Here is a 16,010-nt window from a genome sequence, read left to right on the forward strand (position 1 = left end):
GAGTTCAAAATGCCTGACGTTGCAGACATCGCCCCCGATTTCACCTTGCCCCGCGATGGCGGCGGCACGGTCACCCTGTCGGACCTGCGAGGTCGTCCCGTTGTTCTGTTCTTTTATCCCCGCGATGATACGCCGGGCTGCACCAAGGAATCCATCGGTTTCTCGGAGCAGCTTCAATCCTTTGCCGACGCCGGTGCACAGGTTTTCGGCATCTCTCGCGACAGTGTCGCCAAGCACGACAAGTTCGTCGCCAAGCACGGGCTGACCACTCCGCTGCTGTCCGACGAAGGTTCGACCGTGTGCGAGGTTTACGGCGTCTGGGTCGAAAAAAACATGTATGGCAAGAAGTCGATGGGGATCGAGCGCTCGACCTTCCTGATCGACGCCGACGGAAAGATCGCCCGCGTCTGGCGCAAGGTCAAAGTTCCCGGCCATGTGGATGAGGTGCTGGAGGCCGTACGCGCGCTTTGACGCTGCGAGCCATCCGGTCTAAGAGGCGGCAGTTTTCATCCAACCCGAGGATTACCGTGGCCAAAACCCTGACCCAGATGGCAACCGAGGTTCTGACCACTGCGGATGGGCGGTCCAAGACCGCCCTTTCCAAACGCTATGCCGCCAAATGGTTTGCGGCGCGCAACAGCGACGCCCCCGCGATCGAAGTCGGGACAGCCACGCCACCGTTGCATCCGTCGCGTCCTGACAAGCCCGAGCTGCTGTCGCCGCGCGACGTGCCGCGCCGTCGCCCCGGCTCGGAGGCTGGACGCATCGCGCTGCTGCACGCTGTGGCCCATATCGAGTTGAATGCCGTGGACCTGCACTGGGACATCATCGCCCGGTTCGGGCATGTGCCGATGCCGGTCGGTTTCTACGACGACTGGGTAAAATGCGCCGAGGAGGAATCGCGCCATTTCGAAATGATCTGCGACTGCCTGGAAGCGATGGGCAGCCACTACGGCGACCTCCCGGCCCATGCCGGGATGTGGCGTGCGGCCGAGGACACCGCCGAAGACCTGATGGGCCGGCTGGCGGTGGTGCCGATGGTGCTCGAGGCGCGCGGCCTCGACGTGACACCGGGCATGATCGACATCTTCCGCAAGGCCAAGGCCGATCAGGCCGTGGCCGCGCTTGAAGTGATCTATGCCGAAGAAGTCGGGCATGTAGCCTATGGCTCGAAATGGTTCCACTTTCTGTGCGGCCGCGAGAATGCCGACCCCAAGGACGTGTTCCACCAACTGGTCCGGCGCTATTTTCATGGCGCGCTCAAGCCGCCCTTCAACGAGGAAAAGCGGGCCGAAGCCGGCCTGCCGCCCGATTTCTACTGGCCTTTGACCGAGGATCTGCCGCCCCCGGGAGACGCGAAACGCTGACGGAATCGCGCCGCTTTCGGCAATTTTCTGCCGATGACGTGCGGGAAAACACCGTAATTGTCGACCAATCGGTTAACAAACTTGCCCAACCGGGACCGGCCCTTTAAGCAATCGGCCCAAGGGGCGGCGATCCACTCACGACCGGTCCCGACATTGGGGATGAGAGGTAAGGCGCGTGAGAACCCGTCTGGCAATCAAACTACACTCACTGCTCGAACGGCACTTCCCGGAACGCCGGGTCTTCCTGAAATCCGACAATGACACACGCTTCATCCGGCTCAGCTCGGAGACGCAGATCGTGGCAGCACTTGGCGTTTCGATCATGGTCGGCTGGACGGCGGTCGCCACGGCGATCCTGCTGATGGACAGCATCGGGTCGGGCAACTTCCGTGAACAGGCCAAGCGCGATCAGGCGACCTATCAGGAACGGCTGAACATCCTGTCGCAGGAACGCGACGCGCGGGCCCAGGAAGCACTGGCCGCGCACGCCCGGTTCAACTCGGCGCTTCAGCAGATCTCGGCGATGCAGTCGGAACTGCTGGAATCCGAAAACCGTCGACGCGAGCTGGAAACCGGCATCGAGGTGATTCAGACCACCCTGCGGTCGACCATGAAGCAACGTGAGGAAGCCCGGGCGCAACTCGCCGAGCTTCAGGAGAAATCCGATGGCGCATCGGTTGCGATGTTCGCCTCTGCCGCTCCGGCACAGATCGAATTCATGGCCGACGCCCTGACCCGGACAGCACAGCAGCGGGACCAGATCGCAACTGATGCACAGGCGGCACTGGACCAGCGCGATGAGCTTGAGCTGGAAATCCTGCTGATGCAGGAACGCAATGACGAGATCTTCCGCCAGTTGGAAGAAGCCATGGTGATCTCTGTTGAACCGCTGGACAAGATGTTCCGCGAGGCCGGAATGCCCACCGACCGGATGCTTGACGAAGTGCGGCGCGGCTACAGCGGCATGGGCGGCCCGCTGACGCCGATTTCCTTCAGCACCCGCGGCGAAGAGCTTTCGGCAGATGAGGTGCGCGCAAATCAGCTTCTGCAGCAGATGGACCAGCTGAATCTGTATCGCATAGCGGCCGAAAAGGCCCCGTTTGCCACACCGGTCAAATCGGCGTTCCGGTTCACCAGCGGATATGGTTATCGCCGCGACCCCAAAACCGGCGGGCGCCGGATGCACAAGGGCACCGACTTTGCGGCCCCGACGGGCACGGATATCTTCGCCACCGCCGACGGTGTCGTGACCCATGCGGGCTGGCAATCCGGTTATGGCCGTCTGATCAAGATAAAGCACGCCTTCGGGGTTGAGACACTTTATGCCCATAACTCGAAGATCCGCGTGAAGGTCGGCCAAAGGGTCTCGCGCGGGGATCACATTGCTGATATGGGTAATTCTGGACGGTCGACCGGAACGCATCTGCACTACGAGGTGCGCGTGAACGGAAAACCTGTAAACCCAATGGACTTCATCAAGGCTGCGAACAATGTTTTCTAAAAGCAAAATCAACGAGCCCGCACCCAAGGCATCCGAAACGGCCAAGCCGGCAGCCCCGGCGCCTCAGGCGACCCCTGCCCCGACCGAACAGAAGGCCGCAAGCACCGCGCCCAAGCCCAAGCCGCCGGCATCGGTTCTGTCGTCGGACCTGCACATCACCGGCAACATCAAGACCACCGGTGACATCCAGGTCGAAGGAACCGTCGAAGGCGACATCCGTGCGCATCTGCTGACTATCGGCGAAACCGCGACCATCAAAGGCGAAGTGACCGCAGATGACGTGGTCGTGAACGGCCGCATCGTGGGTCGTGTACGGGGTCTGAAAGTACGTCTGACCTCGACCGCCCGGGTTGAGGGCGACATCATCCACAAGACCATCGCCATCGAAAGCGGCGCGCATTTCGAAGGCTCGGTTCAGCGTCAGGACGATCCGCTGAACCCGGGACGCAGCGGCAAAACCGGAGCCAATCCGGCGGCTGAAGTCAGCCAGTAAACCGCTCCGAGTACCGAATTCCAAGAACGCCGCGGCCACTGTCCGCGGCGTTTTTCTATGCCCATCAGACAACAATCCGGACCCCTATCAGGGCCGCAAAGCCCTGCACGCGCGATACATTTTCACAAAAGGTGTTTTTTGAATTAAACTTCACCTCGTTGAAATTGGGAGGTTTTATCATGCGAGCAAAACTGATGGCCGAATTCTTCGGCACGTTCTGGCTGGTTCTCGGCGGTTGTGGCAGCGCGGTGCTGGCTGCCGGGGTCGCCGATGTGGGCATCGGATGGCTGGGCGTGTCGTTCGCCTTCGGCCTGACGGTCCTGACCATGGCCTTTGCGGTCGGCCACATATCGGGTGGTCACTTCAACCCCGCCGTCAGCCTCGGGCTGATGATCGGTGGGCGTTTCCCGTCCAAGGATCTGCTGCCCTACTGGGCTTCGCAGGTGCTTGGAGCGATACTGGCCGCAGCCGTTCTGTACGTGATCGTCAGCGGCGCACCCGGCTTCGAAGGCGTTGGCAGCTTTGCCTCGAACGGGTATGGCGGGGCCTCGCCCGAAGGATACTCGATGATGTCGGCGCTGGTGATCGAGATCGTTTTGACCGCCTTCTTCCTTATCATCATTCTGGGCGCGACATCCGAAAAGGCTCCGGCCGGGTTCGCGCCCATTGCCATCGGTCTTGGGCTGACGCTGATCCACCTGATTTCGATCCCGGTCACCAATACGTCGGTGAACCCGGCCCGCTCGACCGGGGTGGCGCTGTTTGCCGATGGCCCCGCCTTGGCGCAGCTGTGGCTGTTCTGGGTCGCCCCGCTGATAGGTGGCGCTTTGGGGGCCGCGATCTGGAAAATGATGGCCTCGGACGAATAGAAACCCGTCCTACTAATGCAAACCCCCTCCCGGCCTACGCCGGGAGGTGACTCTGTTATACGGTTGCGTGGGCCACACCCGCGGCAAGAATTCGACCGGTCGGATCAGGGTGGTTGAATTTCCGGAACGAACCGCCAGAATTCGCAGAACTCTGTGAAAGACCTGATCATGATTTCCTGGCCAAAGTTCCGGCGCCCCGCTTCCGCAATTCCCGCATCCACCGCCTGGATTGCGATGGCCAGTATTCCGCTGGTTCATTATTTCTGGCCAGACCTCGGCGCGGTCTCTGATCGGGATCAGACTGTTCTGTTCGCTCTGACGATCTTTGCCATTCTGGCCCTATCCGAGATTTTCATCGCCAGAATCCATCGCAAGCCGGGCAGCGGTTTGGTCTACAACCCGGAAAACTTCAAAAACCCGGCGTATCTGGCTGATTTCTGGATCAAACTTATTGGTCTGGCGGCCAGTCTTGCGCTGCTTGCGCTGTTCTACTCCACCGCCGACCTCTACCGGGATGAATGGTATCAGCCGTTCTTTTCGCTGTTCGGCGACTACTGGCCGCTGATCCTTGCGATTGTCCTTTCCGTTGTCACGGCGGTTCATTTCTCGATGCGACATCCTCGCGACGGCATGTGGCATCTGGGACGTGTGGTTTTGTCTTTCGGCCGCCAATCCACCGGGGCCCGCGAGTTGAAATCCTTTCTTCTTGGGCTGGGCGTCAAAGGGTTCTTTCTGCCACTGATGTTCTGCTATCTGGTTTATGACTGGAGCTTTCTGCAGACCCGTTCGCTGTGGGATGCGCAGGACTTTCAACAGATCTACGCATATCTCTACCGCTTTGCCTTCTTTCTGGACTTGACGATCGTCACCATCGGCTATGCCACCGCCACCCGGCTTCTGACCTCTCACATCCGCTGGACCGAGACGACGGTGAGCGGATGGCTGGTCTGCGTGATCTGCTATGCCCCGTTCTGGCAACTGCTGTCGCGCAGCTATTTCAACTATGTCGAGGATGGGTTCGCCTGGGGTGTCTGGCTGTGGGATTACCCTGTCCTCTACGGATTGTGGGGCGGCACCATCCTGTTCTTCCTGGCGGTCTATTGCCTGACCGCCGCGCGCATGGGTCTGCGGTTCTCGAACCTGACCTATCGCGGGCTGGCCTGTGACTTTCCCTACAACATCAGCAAACACCCGTCCTACATCAGCAAGAACATCACCTGGTGGATGATTTCGATCCCGTTCATCGCGGTCGACTTTTGGGCAGGCCTGGCCAACTGTCTGGCCCTGCTGGGTGTGAACCTGATCTATTTCGCACGGGCCTGGCACGAAGAGCGCTGCCTGTCACGCGCGCCGTCCTACCGAGCCTACAAAAAGCACGTGAACGAATACGGTCTTCTGGCCCGCATCCGACGCGGCCTGAGCGGCTGGACCCGGAGCGTTGCCAGACAGGTGAATTGATCGCGCGGCGCGCGGGTCAGCGCCCTGTCATCCAGATACCGTCGGGCCAGAAGGCGTGGAAGGCAAACGCGAACATCACATCATGCACGACATCCCGTCCGGCACCATCCGTGACGCGGATCGATCCTATGTCGCGTCCCTTGTCGACGCGCCCGGCGTCCAGAGCCGAAGCCTGCCCCGCCGACCAAACGATGACAACGCCTGCTTCTAACAATCGCCCAGCCGCACGCAATCGCGTCAGAGGCCAGGCCCGCTCACCGACACGCACCACCCGTTCGAGCGGGTGAATACCATGCGGAGGCAGCGCGCCGTCATACAGGAACGGTCTGCGCGCGCTGTCATACCCGCGATAAGGGTTGCGCCAGTAGTCCCGCGCAAAATTCGGCTCGGCCATCACCAGACCGTCGGGATTGCGCTTGCGGAACTGATCCCACCCTTCCATCCACGCTGGCAGCGCTGTCAACTGGGTACCGGTCAGCTGGCCCACAATCGCTTCGCCGGTGGCTTGCTGCCACCAGCTTTCGGTTTCGCGGTCATACATGATCATGTCCGAATTTCGCAGCTTGCCGGACACGCCGAAACTGAGAACCCGTCCCGGGATACGCCGATCAAAAACCAGCCCCGAATTGCACAATGGGCAATATGTAACCGCGACTGGACGGTTGCCGATGCGATCATTCACGATCTCATGCCAGATCAGGTAACGCAGGGGATAGGCGCGCGAGCGCTTACCGGGCAGTTCCACCGTGATCACGGCCTCGGTCAGCCCCAACCCGGTTTCCGCCGAAGCCGGGACAAACTCGGGTTTGTCGATGGCAGGGATGCCGTCTTTCGGCGGTCCGCCGGACCGGACCTCAGACCAGTCACCGATCGAGGTGACCGCAAAATCGGTTTTGGGCCATTCGTCGCGCCACAGGTTCGGGTCCGCGGACACCGCGGTTGCGCAGAACAGCAGAAGGGCAAACAGACGGCATCGCATGAGGCACCTTTGGCTACCTGCCATCGTGCGTCAGGCCGTGCGGCCGGGCCAAGCCCCTTACACAGGGACGTGAAGCGCCGTGCGCGGACAACCCGGCGCGCAATCCGCGCCGGGTCCAGGGATCATTCGGTGACGGTCACCTTGGTCATGACGTCCGGTTGGCCGACCACCGCGCCGTTCGGGCCTGTGCCGCGTTTGATCGCATCAACAACGTCCATGCCGTCGGTCACCTTGCCCACCACCGTGTACTGGCCATTCAGGGTCGGGGCCGGTTCGAACATGATGAAGAACTGCGAATTTGCGCTGTTCGGATTGCTGGCGCGAGCCATTCCGACAATGCCGCGCTCGTACGGAACTTCGGAAAACTCGGCAGGCAGGTCCGGACGGCTTGAACCGCCGGTACCGGCGCGACGCATGTCGCTGCCCAGTTTACCGTATTCCACGTCCCCGGTCTGTGCCATGAACCCCTCGATCACACGGTGGAACACCACCCCGTCATACTTGCCTTCGGCGGCCAGAGCGGTGATCTGCTCGACATGCTTGGGCGCGACGTCTTCGAACAGGTCGATGGTGATCGTGCCGTTGGCCTCGCCCTCGACTTCGATCTGCAGGCCTGCGGCCAGCGCGGGGCTGGCCAACAAGGTAAAAACGGCGGCCAGCTTATACATCGGCGGCCACCTTGACGCTGATCATGCGGTCGGGGTTCGCAGGCGGCTCACCACGGGTGATGGCATCGACATGCTCCATCCCCTCGATCACGCGGCCATAGACGGTGTATTGGCCGTTCAGGAAATGGTTGTCCTTGAAGTTGATGAAGAACTGCGAGTTGGCCGAGTTCGGGTTGGCCGAACGGGCGGCACCCAGCGTGCCCCGGTCATGCGGCAGCTTGGAAAACTCGGCCGGAAGGTTCGGCAAGGACGACCCGCCAGTGCCTGCCATGCGGATGTTGAAGCCGTCTTCCATATCGCCGTGCTGCACGTCGCCGGTCTGGGCCATGAAGCCGTCGATCACCCGGTGAAAGGCCACGTTGTCATACTCGCCCGCGCGCGCCAGTTCCTTCATGCGCTCGCTGTGCTGAGGCGCCACGTCGGGCAGCAGTTCGATGACGACGTTGCCGTCCTTCAGCTCGATGATGATGATGTTTTCGGGATCCTTGATCTCGGCCATGGGGCCCTCCTGTGGAATTGATTTGCGCAAATACCTATGCGCCAGACGCGCGAAAGCCAAGTGACGCATTGACCTGAGGGCAAAATGCAGGAAAAGAACCGCTTACGCGTGGTGACAACGGCGAGGATGATACGATGGGCTGGAAAACTCTGGACGACATGGATTTGCAGGGCAAGCGCGTTCTTGTGCGCGTGGACATCAACGTCCCGGTTCTGGATGGCGCCGTGACCGATGACACCCGGATCCAGCGGATCGTGCCCACGGTCCGCGACATTCTGGCCGCTGGCGGCAAACCCATCCTTCTGGCCCATTTCGGCCGACCCGGCGGTGAACGTCGGCAGAACCTGTCGCTGAAACAGCTGGTGCCCACACTGGAAGCCGCCTTTGGCACGAAGGTCCGTTTCGGAGAGGATTGCGTCGGATACGAGGCTGAAATCGCTGCCGCAAACCAGGGCTACGGCGAGGTTCTGCTGCTGGAGAACACCCGCTTTCACGCCGAAGAGACCCAGAACAGCATGACCTTGGCCGAAGGTATGGCCAAGATGGGAGACATCTACTGCAATGACGCTTTCTCGGCGGCTCATCGGGCGCATAGTTCGACCGAGGCACTGGCGCGCCTTCTGCCCTCCTGCGCCGGGCGCCTGATGCAGGCAGAGCTCAGCGCACTCGAAGCCGCTCTGGGCAACCCTCAGCGTCCGGTGACCGCCGTGGTCGGTGGGGCCAAGGTATCAACCAAGCTGGATCTGCTGGGCAACCTGATCGAGAAGGTCGACAACCTGATCATCGGCGGCGGCATGGCCAACACCTTTCTGCTGGCCAAAGGGCTGGACGTTGGCAAATCGTTGGCCGAGCACGCGATGACCGATACTGCAGCCGAAATCATGGCAAAAGCAGACAAGGCAGGCTGCCGCATCGTCCTGCCCAGCGATGTTGTCGTTGCAGAGAAATTCGAAGCACACGCCCCACACAAGGTCGTCCCAGCGAACAAGTGCCCCGCAGATTCGATGATCCTGGACGCCGGGCCGGACAGCGTCGCCGCAATCTGCACCATCTTCGAACAGAGCAAGACTCTGATCTGGAACGGCCCATTGGGGGCATTCGAACTGGAACCCTTCGACGCGGCGACAAATGCCGCTGCATTGAAAGCCGCAGAACTGACGCGGGCGGGCAAACTTGTGTCGGTCGCCGGTGGCGGCGATACGGTTGCAGCCCTCAACGCCTCGGGTGCCGCGCAGGACTTCACCTACATCTCGACCGCCGGCGGTGCGTTCCTGGAATGGATGGAGGGCAAAACCCTGCCCGGTGTGGCAGCGCTGGCCCAATAAACCCATTCTAGTTGGTGATCTGCATTCGTGGTATTCTCCCACAGACCGGGAGATGGGCCATGAAAGCCGTTGCCACGTTCGCTGTTATCCTCCTGCCCAGTGTTTCTGGCGCGCAGTCCCATTGCGCCGGGCAAACTCAGATCGACGCCACTTTCTGTGCCAAAGAGAAATGGGAAATCGCTGACAAAGAACTGAACCGCCTCTGGAAAGAGGTCAAATCAGCGGCGGACAGGCGCGGAAACGGCGAGGCTTTGTTGAACGAACAGCGTACTGGTTGAAACGCAGGGATGCAACTTGTGATCCCGAACTCAAAAGCGATGGCAGTGCCGCGCATATGTTCTATTGGTCCTGCATGGAAGAACAGACCCTGAAGCGAAATAGGGAACTGACCGCTTTGCGTTGAGCGGATACCTACGCGGTCATGGCTCTTCGAGCATCACTTTTTTCGTCGAATTGCAAAAAGTGCGAATCGGGGGATTCACAACCCGAATCACCTGTGACATAGTGCCGACAGATGCCCGCAAAGGGCACGTTTTTTGAGGCAGTATTCATACGGCGGTCAACAGAGTGTCCCGTTCCAATCGGCCCGGTCTGGGCGCAGTCGCATTCTTCTCGGTGGCTTTCATGCTGGGTGTCTATTTCACCTTTGCTGCCGTTCAGGGCGACTACGGCTTGTTCCGACGGATCGAGATTTCAGCGGAACGGGACGCTCTGTCACGCGACCTTGCGGCGCTGAACGCCGACATCGCTCGGATGGAAAACCTGACCCGACGCCTTTCGGACACCTACCTGGATCTCGACCTGCTGGATCAGCAGGCCCGAACCGTTTTGGGAATGATCCGGGCTGATGAAATCGTCATCCGCTAACTAGCTGTTTGCCTGACCGCCCCGGGTTCCTCTGCAGTTGGCAACTGATATCCGAAAGCGTCGATTTCCCGTCGGAACAGGTCAGCCACCAGGTCCACGGCTTCACCGTCCCAGTATTCGCCGTAGAAAACATCGAACTGCTTTGATTTCCGAATGCCGGAATTCAAACGCTTGTCGCCGAGACTGACATCGCCAAGGCCGAAGTCATCGAGCACCTGCGCCAGATCGCTGTCCAAGCTTTAGTATCGCAACACCCGATCAAACGCGATCTCCCCGCCCTCAGAATAAAGATGGAAGTCAGAGAAGAACTTCAGGCGAGTCCGGCAAAAGCTCAGGAACAGTGCGCTTGCGTCGTTTATCTGTGTTCCGCGCTGATGCATCCAGAAATAGAACGCTGAGACAGCCTTGTCCCAAGGGTTTCTCTCAACGCAAATGCTGCTGCAGCCCTCCGCAATACCGGACAGATACCGATTGACCACGCCGATCCCATTGTGAGGGTAGCGAGCATGGACTTCGCCCTTGGCTCGGTCTGTTAACTGCCTATCAGAAAGGCGAAAACCTGCCGGATTTCGGGTAGAAACAGATACCCCCACCCCGCCCAGGACGCTGCGTCACATTTCCGCTCGCCAGAAAGCACGAAATGCTTTATGAGATAGTTTAACGCTAAACTATCTTGCCGGAAGGGAGAGGTCGCCACGATGGCTGCGCGAAAAACCACAAAGAAACCAAATGTTTCTGCGGAAGAACTCAAAACCTACTACCGCGAGATGCTGCTGATCCGCCGATTCGAGGAAAAGGCCGGTCAACTGTACGGGATGGGTCTGATCGGCGGTTTCTGCCACCTCTACATCGGTCAGGAAGCCGTCGTCGTGGGGCTCGAAGCTGCGGCCGAGGATGGCGACAAGCGCATCACCTCCTACCGCGACCACGGCCATATGCTGGCCTGCGGCATGGATCCGGGCGGCGTCATGGCTGAATTGACCGGACGCGAAGGCGGCTTGTCCAAGGGCAAGGGCGGCTCGATGCACATGTTCTCAAAAGAAAAGCATTTCTATGGTGGCCATGGAATCGTCGGCGCACAGGTTCCGCTGGGTGCGGGCCTTGCCTTTGCAGACAAGTACAAAGACAACGGCCGCGTGACCTTTACCTATTTCGGTGACGGCGCAGCGAACCAGGGTCAAGTCTATGAAACCTTCAACATGGCGGCCATCTGGCAATTGCCGGTGGTCTTCGTGATCGAGAACAACCAGTACGCGATGGGCACGGCGCAATCGCGCTCAACCTCGACCAAGGACATCTATCACCGCGGTGAGGCGTTCGGCATCCCGGGCGAAATCGTCAACGGAATGGACGTGCTGGCAGTGAAAGAGGCCGGCGAAAAGGCCGTGGCGCACTGCCGGGCTGGGAAGGGCCCTTACATCCTCGAGGTCAAGACCTACCGTTACCGCGGACACTCGATGTCGGATCCCGCCAAGTACCGCACCCGCGAAGAGGTGCAGAAGGTGCGCGAGCAGAGCGACCCGATCGAACACGTGCGCGAGCTGCTGCTGACCGGCAAGCACGCCACCGAGGATGACCTGAAGGCGATCGACAAGGAAATCAAGGAGGTCGTCAACCAGGCCGCCGAGTTCGCCAAGGAAAGCCCCGAGCCGTCGCTGGACGAGCTCTGGACCGACATTTACGCCTGAGAGGACGAATAAGACATGGCAACCGAAATTCTCATGCCCGCCCTTTCGCCGACCATGGAGGAAGGCACACTGGCCAAGTGGCTGGTCAAGGAAGGCGACACCGTAAGCTCTGGCGACATTCTGGCCGAGATCGAAACCGACAAGGCCACGATGGAGTTCGAAGCCGTCGATGAAGGCATCGTCGGCAAAATCCTGATTGCCGAGGGCACCGAAGGCGTGAAGGTCAACACGCCGATCGCGATCCTGGTCGAAGAGGGCGAAGACGCCTCGGCCGTGACCGCGGCTGCCCCCGCAGCCGCAGCGGAGGCCGAAGCCGCCCCGGCGGCGGTTGAGGCCCCCGCTCCTGCCCCTGCTGCACCGGCCGTGCCAACCGTGGACCTGTCGCCGGACTGGCCAGCAGATGCCGAGATGAAATCGATGACGGTCCGCGAGGCTCTGCGCGACGCGATGGCCGAGGAAATGCGCTCGGACGAAGACGTCTACCTGATGGGCGAAGAAGTCGGTGAATACCAAGGCGCCTACAAGGTGAGCCAAGGCCTGCTGGACGAATTCGGCGCAAAACGCGTGATCGACACGCCAATCACCGAGCATGGCTTTACCGGCATTGCCGTGGGTTCCGCCTTTGGCGGCCTGAAGCCGATCGTCGAGTTCATGACATTCAACTTCGCCATGCAGGCGATCGACCAGATCATCAACTCTGCCGCCAAGACGCTGTATATGTCCGGCGGTCAGATGGGCTGTCCGATCGTGTTCCGCGGCCCCAACGGCGCCGCCGCGCGCGTGGCGGCCCAGCACTCTCAGGACTATGCCGCCTGGTACATGCAGATCCCGGGCCTGAAGGTCGTGATGCCCTATTCGGCAGCCGATGCCAAAGGCCTGCTGAAATCGGCGATCCGCGATCCCAACCCGGTCGTGTTCCTGGAAAACGAAATCCTTTATGGTCGGTCGTTCGACGTGCCGCAGGTCGATGATCTGACCGTGCCGCTGGGCAAGGCCCGCATCTGGCGCGAAGGCACCGATGTGACCATCGTCAGCTTTGGGATCGGTATGCAATACGCATTGGAAGCCGCCGACAAGCTGGCTGAGGATGGCATCAGCGCCGAGGTGATCGACCTGCGCACCATCCGCCCGATGGACACCGGTGCGATCATCAATTCGGTGATGAAAACCAACCGTCTGGTCACAGTGGAAGAAGGCTGGCCGCAAGGCTCGGTCGGCAGCTACATCAGCTCCGTGGTCATGCAGGAAGCGTTCGACTATCTGGACGCGCCCGTCATCACGCTGACCGGCAAGGACGTGCCCATGCCCTATGCGGCGAACCTGGAAAAGCTGGCGCTGATTACCACCGACGAAGTGATCGCCGCCGTCAAACAAGTGACCTATCGGTAAGGAGCGACTGACAGATGCCCACCGAAATTCTGATGCCCGCCCTTTCGCCGACCATGGAGGAAGGCACGCTCGCCAAATGGCTGGTCAAGGAAGGCGACACCGTCTCCTCCGGCGACCTGCTGGCCGAGATCGAGACCGACAAGGCCACGATGGAGTTCGAAGCCGTTGACGAAGGCGTCGTCGGCAAGATCCTGGTTCCTGAAGGCACCGAGGGGGTCAAGGTGAACACCCCCATCGCCGTTCTGCTGGAAGAGGGCGAAAGCGCCGATGACATCGCCGCGGCCCCGACCAAGGCACCCGAGGCTGCGCCCGCAGCCGACGCGGACAACGAGGCTGCCGCCCCTGCGGCATCCGCGGCGCCCGCCCCTGCCCCGGCTCCGGCGGCTCCGACCAAGGCCGATGGCGGTCGCATCTTTGCCTCGCCGCTGGCCCGTCGCATTGCCGCCCAAAAGGGTCTGGACCTGGCGCAGATCAAGGGCTCGGGCCCGCATGGCCGCATAGTCAAAGCGGATGTCGAAGGCGCAACCGCTCCGACAGCGGCACCGGCTGCTTCGGCAAGCGCGGCGCCCGCCCCTGCTGCTGCTCCTGCAGGCCCCTCGGCCGACATGGTGGCCCGCATGTACGAAGGCCGCGAGTACGAAGAGGTCAAGCTGAACGGCATGCGCAAGACCATCGCCGCCCGTCTGGCCGAGGCCAAGCAGACCATCCCGCATTTCTACCTGCGCCGCGACATCAAGCTGGACGCGCTGCTGAAATTCCGCAGCCAGCTGAACAAGCAGCTGGAAGCCCGCGGCGTGAAGCTGAGCGTCAACGACTTCATAATCAAGGCCGTCGCCAACGCGCTGCAGCAGGTGCCCGAGTGCAACGCCGTATGGGCGGGCGACAGGGTGCTGCAGTTGAAACCTTCGGACGTGGCCGTGGCCGTGGCGATCGAAGGCGGCCTGTTCACCCCGGTCCTGAAGGACGCCGACACCAAATCTTTGTCGGCCCTTTCGACCGAGATGAAGGACCTGGCCGCGCGTGCGCGGGAACGCAAGCTGGCCCCGCACGAGTATCAAGGCGGCACCTTCGCGGTTTCGAACCTGGGCATGTATGGCATCGACAATTTCGACGCCATCGTGAACCCGCCGCATGCGGGCATCCTGGCCGTCGGCACCGGTGCCAAGAAGCCGGTCGTGGGCGAAGACGGCGAGTTGACCGTGGCGACCGTGATGTCGGTAACCATGTCGGTCGATCACCGGGTGATCGACGGCGCGCTTGGAGCACAGCTCCTGCAGGCCATCGTGGACAACCTGGAAAATCCGATGGTCATGCTGGCCTGATCCAAGTCACAAAAATCAAAAAAGCCGCCTCGGACCCCGAGGCGGCTTTTTTCGCACCTGAGAACAGGCTTACTGATCCTTGCCCAGCATGTGATCCATCGAGATCGAGGGCTGGTCGCATCCCGCCTCACCCACGATCTTGGCGGGGATGCCGGCCACGGTCTTGCAGGGGGGCACATCCTGCAGCACCACCGAACCGGCGGCGATGCGGCTGCAATGACCGACGCGGATATTGCCAAGAACCTTGGCCCCGGCCCCGATCAGAACGCCATCCTCAATTTTGGGATGGCGGTCCTCTTCTTCCTTGCCGGTCCCGCCCAGGGTCACCGAATGCAGCATCGAGACATTGTCACCCACAACCGCAGTTTCACCGATTACGATAGAATGCGCGTGGTCGATCATGATGCCCTTGCCGATCTTCGCGGCGGGATGAATGTCGATCCCGAAGATTTCCGAACTGCGCATCTGGAAGAAATAGGCCAGATCGTGCCGGCCCTTCTGCCAAAGCCAGTGGGCCACGCGATAGGCCTGCATGGCTTGGTAGCCTTTGAAATACAGAATTGGCTGCAGCAGACGGTGGCAGGCCGGGTCGCGCTCGTACACGGCCATCAGGTCCGCGCGGGCGGCATTCATCAGCGCCTTGTCATCGGCATAGGCCTCTTCGACGATTTCACGCAGAACCATCATCGACATCTCGTTCGAGCACAGCTTGGCAGAGATGCGATAGGACAACGCACGTTCCAGAGACTTGTGGTGCAGGATACAGGCATGCACCAGTCCGCCCATCAAAGGCTCTTTTTCGACGGCGGCCTGTGCTTCGGCCGTGATCCGGTCCCAGACGGGGTCAACTGACGTAACTTGGGTGCGCGTTTCAAACATGGCTTTTGATCCTCTGCTGCGCCTAGAATAGCCATCTAGGCCCAAAAAGGCCAAACGCAAACCCTTGATGTGCAACACAACAGAAAATGAACCGGTCCGAACTCAGGGAATTTGAAACACTTATCCTGTCCCGGCTGGAGGAATTGGAACGCAATTCCCTCGCCGGTCAGGACGCTCAATCCGTGGTCGAGCTTGACCAGCAGGCGGTCGGGCGGCTCAGCCGAATGGATGCGTTGCAGAATCAGGCCATGGCCAAGGCGCAACAAACGCGACGAGATCTCGAAGCCCGAAGGCTGAGAGCCGCCCTCGACCGGATGGCCGAGGGCGAATTCGGGTATTGCGAGGATTGCGGTGACGACATTCCGCGCAGACGGCTGGACCTGGACCCGGCCGCCAGCAAGTGCGTCAGCTGCGCGGCCGGTTGAGTTGAAACCGGATAAGATGGCGCAGTACCGTCTCGAAACACCGGCAATACTCGGTGTCGCTGAAACTTGGCTCGTCTGCCAACGGGCGGCTGCGTGCAGCTGCCATCAATGCTCCGTTCCCGTAAACAGGATGCAAACGACCCGTCGCGGCCACGTGACGGTCAGCCAACTCGGCCTCGGCGATCATGCGCGCGCACAGCCGCTCACGCTGGGCTTGCGGCACGGTCAGCAAAACCCGCGCCGCAGAACTGACATCGCCGTGCAAAACAGGGCGCATGATC

General features: G+C 60.9%; 18 protein-coding genes and 1 pseudogene. 13 read left to right on the forward strand and 6 right to left on the reverse strand.

Annotation, left to right across the window (positions count from 1 at the left end):
• Nucleotides 1-9: 9 nt before the first annotated feature.
• The 6 genes from AC2FML_RS04330 to AC2FML_RS04355 all read left to right on the forward strand — a co-directional run bounded on the left by AC2FML_RS04330 (nt 10) and on the right by AC2FML_RS04355 (nt 5,688).
• On the forward strand, nt 10-471 hold the full coding sequence (locus AC2FML_RS04330; protein ID WP_496735498.1) for a peroxiredoxin: 462 nt from the start codon (nt 10-12) through the stop codon (nt 469-471).
• Between the two features lie 77 nt (nt 472-548).
• A complete protein-coding gene (locus AC2FML_RS04335; protein WP_170443710.1) occupies nt 549-1,367 on the forward strand; it encodes a ferritin-like domain-containing protein in 819 nt (272 codons plus the stop codon).
• A 175-nt stretch (nt 1,368-1,542) separates the two neighbouring features.
• Nucleotides 1,543-2,868 carry a DUF5930 domain-containing protein gene (locus AC2FML_RS04340; RefSeq protein WP_170358803.1) on the forward strand — a complete coding sequence of 442 codons (1,326 nt, stop codon included), beginning with the start codon at nt 1,543-1,545 and terminating at the stop codon, nt 2,866-2,868.
• A complete protein-coding gene (locus AC2FML_RS04345) occupies nt 2,858-3,361 on the forward strand; it encodes a bactofilin family protein (RefSeq protein WP_170338122.1) in 504 nt (167 codons plus the stop codon). Before AC2FML_RS04340 ends, AC2FML_RS04345 begins: the two co-directional genes overlap by 11 nt.
• A 179-nt stretch (nt 3,362-3,540) precedes the next feature.
• Nucleotides 3,541-4,230, forward strand: a complete 690-nt coding sequence (gene aqpZ, locus AC2FML_RS04350) for an aquaporin Z (RefSeq protein WP_170455643.1) — start codon at nt 3,541-3,543, stop codon at nt 4,228-4,230.
• 168 nt (nt 4,231-4,398) lie between these two features.
• Nucleotides 4,399-5,688: a hypothetical protein gene (locus tag AC2FML_RS04355; RefSeq protein ID WP_496782157.1), complete on the forward strand. Its 1,290-nt coding sequence runs from the start codon at nt 4,399-4,401 to the stop codon at nt 5,686-5,688.
• Nucleotides 5,689-5,704: 16 nt separating this feature from the next.
• Here the strand turns inward: AC2FML_RS04355 and AC2FML_RS04360 are convergent, their stop codons facing one another.
• From AC2FML_RS04360 to AC2FML_RS04370, 3 genes are all read right to left on the reverse strand, one after another.
• On the reverse strand, nt 5,705-6,667 hold the full coding sequence (locus tag AC2FML_RS04360) for a DUF3179 domain-containing protein (protein ID WP_496782159.1): 963 nt from the start codon (nt 6,665-6,667) through the stop codon (nt 5,705-5,707).
• A 122-nt stretch (nt 6,668-6,789) separates the two neighbouring features.
• The gene (locus tag AC2FML_RS04365; RefSeq protein ID WP_170338115.1) at nt 6,790-7,335 is read right to left on the reverse strand and encodes a peptidylprolyl isomerase; all 546 of its coding nucleotides are present in this window, start codon (nt 7,333-7,335) and stop codon (nt 6,790-6,792) included.
• The gene (locus tag AC2FML_RS04370; RefSeq protein WP_496782161.1) at nt 7,328-7,834 is read right to left on the reverse strand and encodes a peptidylprolyl isomerase; all 507 of its coding nucleotides are present in this window, start codon (nt 7,832-7,834) and stop codon (nt 7,328-7,330) included. The genes AC2FML_RS04365 and AC2FML_RS04370 overlap by 8 nt, the downstream gene beginning before the upstream one ends.
• Before the next feature lie 134 nt (nt 7,835-7,968).
• Between AC2FML_RS04370 and AC2FML_RS04375 the strand changes: the two genes are divergently transcribed.
• The 3 genes and pseudogenes from AC2FML_RS04375 to AC2FML_RS04385 all read left to right on the forward strand — a co-directional run bounded on the left by AC2FML_RS04375 (nt 7,969) and on the right by AC2FML_RS04385 (nt 10,026).
• On the forward strand, nt 7,969-9,159 hold the full coding sequence (locus tag AC2FML_RS04375; protein WP_496782163.1) for a phosphoglycerate kinase: 1,191 nt from the start codon (nt 7,969-7,971) through the stop codon (nt 9,157-9,159).
• Nucleotides 9,160-9,218: 59 nt separating this feature from the next.
• A pseudogene (locus AC2FML_RS04380) lies at nt 9,219-9,562 on the forward strand (lysozyme inhibitor LprI family protein).
• A gap of 164 nt (nt 9,563-9,726) precedes the next feature.
• On the forward strand, nt 9,727-10,026 hold the full coding sequence (locus AC2FML_RS04385) for an FtsB family cell division protein (RefSeq protein ID WP_170338112.1): 300 nt from the start codon (nt 9,727-9,729) through the stop codon (nt 10,024-10,026).
• Here AC2FML_RS04385 and AC2FML_RS04390 read toward each other — a convergent pair.
• Nucleotides 10,023-10,262, reverse strand: coding sequence for a hypothetical protein (locus AC2FML_RS04390; RefSeq protein WP_496782165.1), 240 nt, complete (start codon nt 10,260-10,262; stop codon nt 10,023-10,025). The two genes, AC2FML_RS04385 and AC2FML_RS04390, sit on opposite strands and share 4 nt — an antisense overlap.
• Before the next feature lie 462 nt (nt 10,263-10,724).
• Here AC2FML_RS04390 and pdhA point away from each other — a divergent pair, with 462 nt between their 5' ends.
• From pdhA to AC2FML_RS04405, 3 genes are read left to right on the forward strand one after another with little or no spacing between them, the layout of a single operon-like run.
• Nucleotides 10,725-11,714: a pyruvate dehydrogenase (acetyl-transferring) E1 component subunit alpha gene (gene pdhA / locus AC2FML_RS04395; protein WP_093962386.1), complete on the forward strand. Its 990-nt coding sequence runs from the start codon at nt 10,725-10,727 to the stop codon at nt 11,712-11,714.
• 15 nt (nt 11,715-11,729) lie between these two features.
• On the forward strand, nt 11,730-13,103 hold the full coding sequence (locus AC2FML_RS04400; protein WP_170358788.1) for a pyruvate dehydrogenase complex E1 component subunit beta: 1,374 nt from the start codon (nt 11,730-11,732) through the stop codon (nt 13,101-13,103).
• Between the two features lie 14 nt (nt 13,104-13,117).
• A complete protein-coding gene (locus AC2FML_RS04405) occupies nt 13,118-14,425 on the forward strand; it encodes a pyruvate dehydrogenase complex dihydrolipoamide acetyltransferase (RefSeq protein ID WP_496735516.1) in 1,308 nt (435 codons plus the stop codon).
• A 69-nt stretch (nt 14,426-14,494) separates the two neighbouring features.
• Here AC2FML_RS04405 and cysE read toward each other — a convergent pair whose 3' ends face one another.
• Nucleotides 14,495-15,304 carry a serine O-acetyltransferase gene (cysE, locus tag AC2FML_RS04410; RefSeq protein WP_093962389.1) on the reverse strand — a complete coding sequence of 270 codons (810 nt, stop codon included), beginning with the start codon at nt 15,302-15,304 and terminating at the stop codon, nt 14,495-14,497.
• An 86-nt stretch (nt 15,305-15,390) separates the two neighbouring features.
• Between cysE and AC2FML_RS04415 the strand changes: the two genes are divergently transcribed.
• A complete protein-coding gene (locus AC2FML_RS04415; RefSeq protein ID WP_170338608.1) occupies nt 15,391-15,729 on the forward strand; it encodes a TraR/DksA family transcriptional regulator in 339 nt (112 codons plus the stop codon).
• Here the strand turns inward: AC2FML_RS04415 and AC2FML_RS04420 are convergent.
• Nucleotides 15,710-16,006 carry a DUF7742 family protein gene (locus tag AC2FML_RS04420; RefSeq protein WP_170358782.1) on the reverse strand — a complete coding sequence of 99 codons (297 nt, stop codon included), beginning with the start codon at nt 16,004-16,006 and terminating at the stop codon, nt 15,710-15,712. The two genes, AC2FML_RS04415 and AC2FML_RS04420, sit on opposite strands and share 20 nt — an antisense overlap.
• Nucleotides 16,007-16,010 lie beyond the last annotated feature (4 nt).

Source organism: Ruegeria sp. BHSC029, from assembly GCF_059613085.1.

What these genes read in the sequence shown, in the direction of transcription:
- AC2FML_RS04330 (WP_496735498.1), top strand. Translation starts at nt 10, where the DNA reads ATGCCTGACGTTGCAGACATCGCCCCCGATTTCACCTTGCCCCGCGAT.
- AC2FML_RS04335 (WP_170443710.1), top strand. Translation starts at nt 549, where the DNA reads ATGGCAACCGAGGTTCTGACCACTGCGGATGGGCGGTCCAAGACCGCC.
- AC2FML_RS04345 (WP_170338122.1), top strand. Translation starts at nt 2,858, where the DNA reads ATGTTTTCTAAAAGCAAAATCAACGAGCCCGCACCCAAGGCATCCGAA.
- aqpZ (WP_170455643.1), top strand. Translation starts at nt 3,541, where the DNA reads ATGCGAGCAAAACTGATGGCCGAATTCTTCGGCACGTTCTGGCTGGTT.
- AC2FML_RS04355 (WP_496782157.1), top strand. Translation starts at nt 4,399, where the DNA reads ATGATTTCCTGGCCAAAGTTCCGGCGCCCCGCTTCCGCAATTCCCGCA.
- AC2FML_RS04360 (WP_496782159.1), bottom strand. Translation starts at nt 6,667, where the DNA reads ATGCGATGCCGTCTGTTTGCCCTTCTGCTGTTCTGCGCAACCGCGGTG.
- AC2FML_RS04365 (WP_170338115.1), bottom strand. Translation starts at nt 7,335, where the DNA reads ATGTATAAGCTGGCCGCCGTTTTTACCTTGTTGGCCAGCCCCGCGCTG.
- AC2FML_RS04370 (WP_496782161.1), bottom strand. Translation starts at nt 7,834, where the DNA reads ATGGCCGAGATCAAGGATCCCGAAAACATCATCATCATCGAGCTGAAG.
- AC2FML_RS04375 (WP_496782163.1), top strand. Translation starts at nt 7,969, where the DNA reads ATGGGCTGGAAAACTCTGGACGACATGGATTTGCAGGGCAAGCGCGTT.
- pdhA (WP_093962386.1), top strand. Translation starts at nt 10,725, where the DNA reads ATGGCTGCGCGAAAAACCACAAAGAAACCAAATGTTTCTGCGGAAGAA.
- AC2FML_RS04400 (WP_170358788.1), top strand. Translation starts at nt 11,730, where the DNA reads ATGGCAACCGAAATTCTCATGCCCGCCCTTTCGCCGACCATGGAGGAA.
- AC2FML_RS04405 (WP_496735516.1), top strand. Translation starts at nt 13,118, where the DNA reads ATGCCCACCGAAATTCTGATGCCCGCCCTTTCGCCGACCATGGAGGAA.
- cysE (WP_093962389.1), bottom strand. Translation starts at nt 15,304, where the DNA reads ATGTTTGAAACGCGCACCCAAGTTACGTCAGTTGACCCCGTCTGGGAC.
- AC2FML_RS04415 (WP_170338608.1), top strand. Translation starts at nt 15,391, where the DNA reads ATGAACCGGTCCGAACTCAGGGAATTTGAAACACTTATCCTGTCCCGG.
- AC2FML_RS04420 (WP_170358782.1), bottom strand. Translation starts at nt 16,006, where the DNA reads ATGCGCCCTGTTTTGCACGGCGATGTCAGTTCTGCGGCGCGGGTTTTG.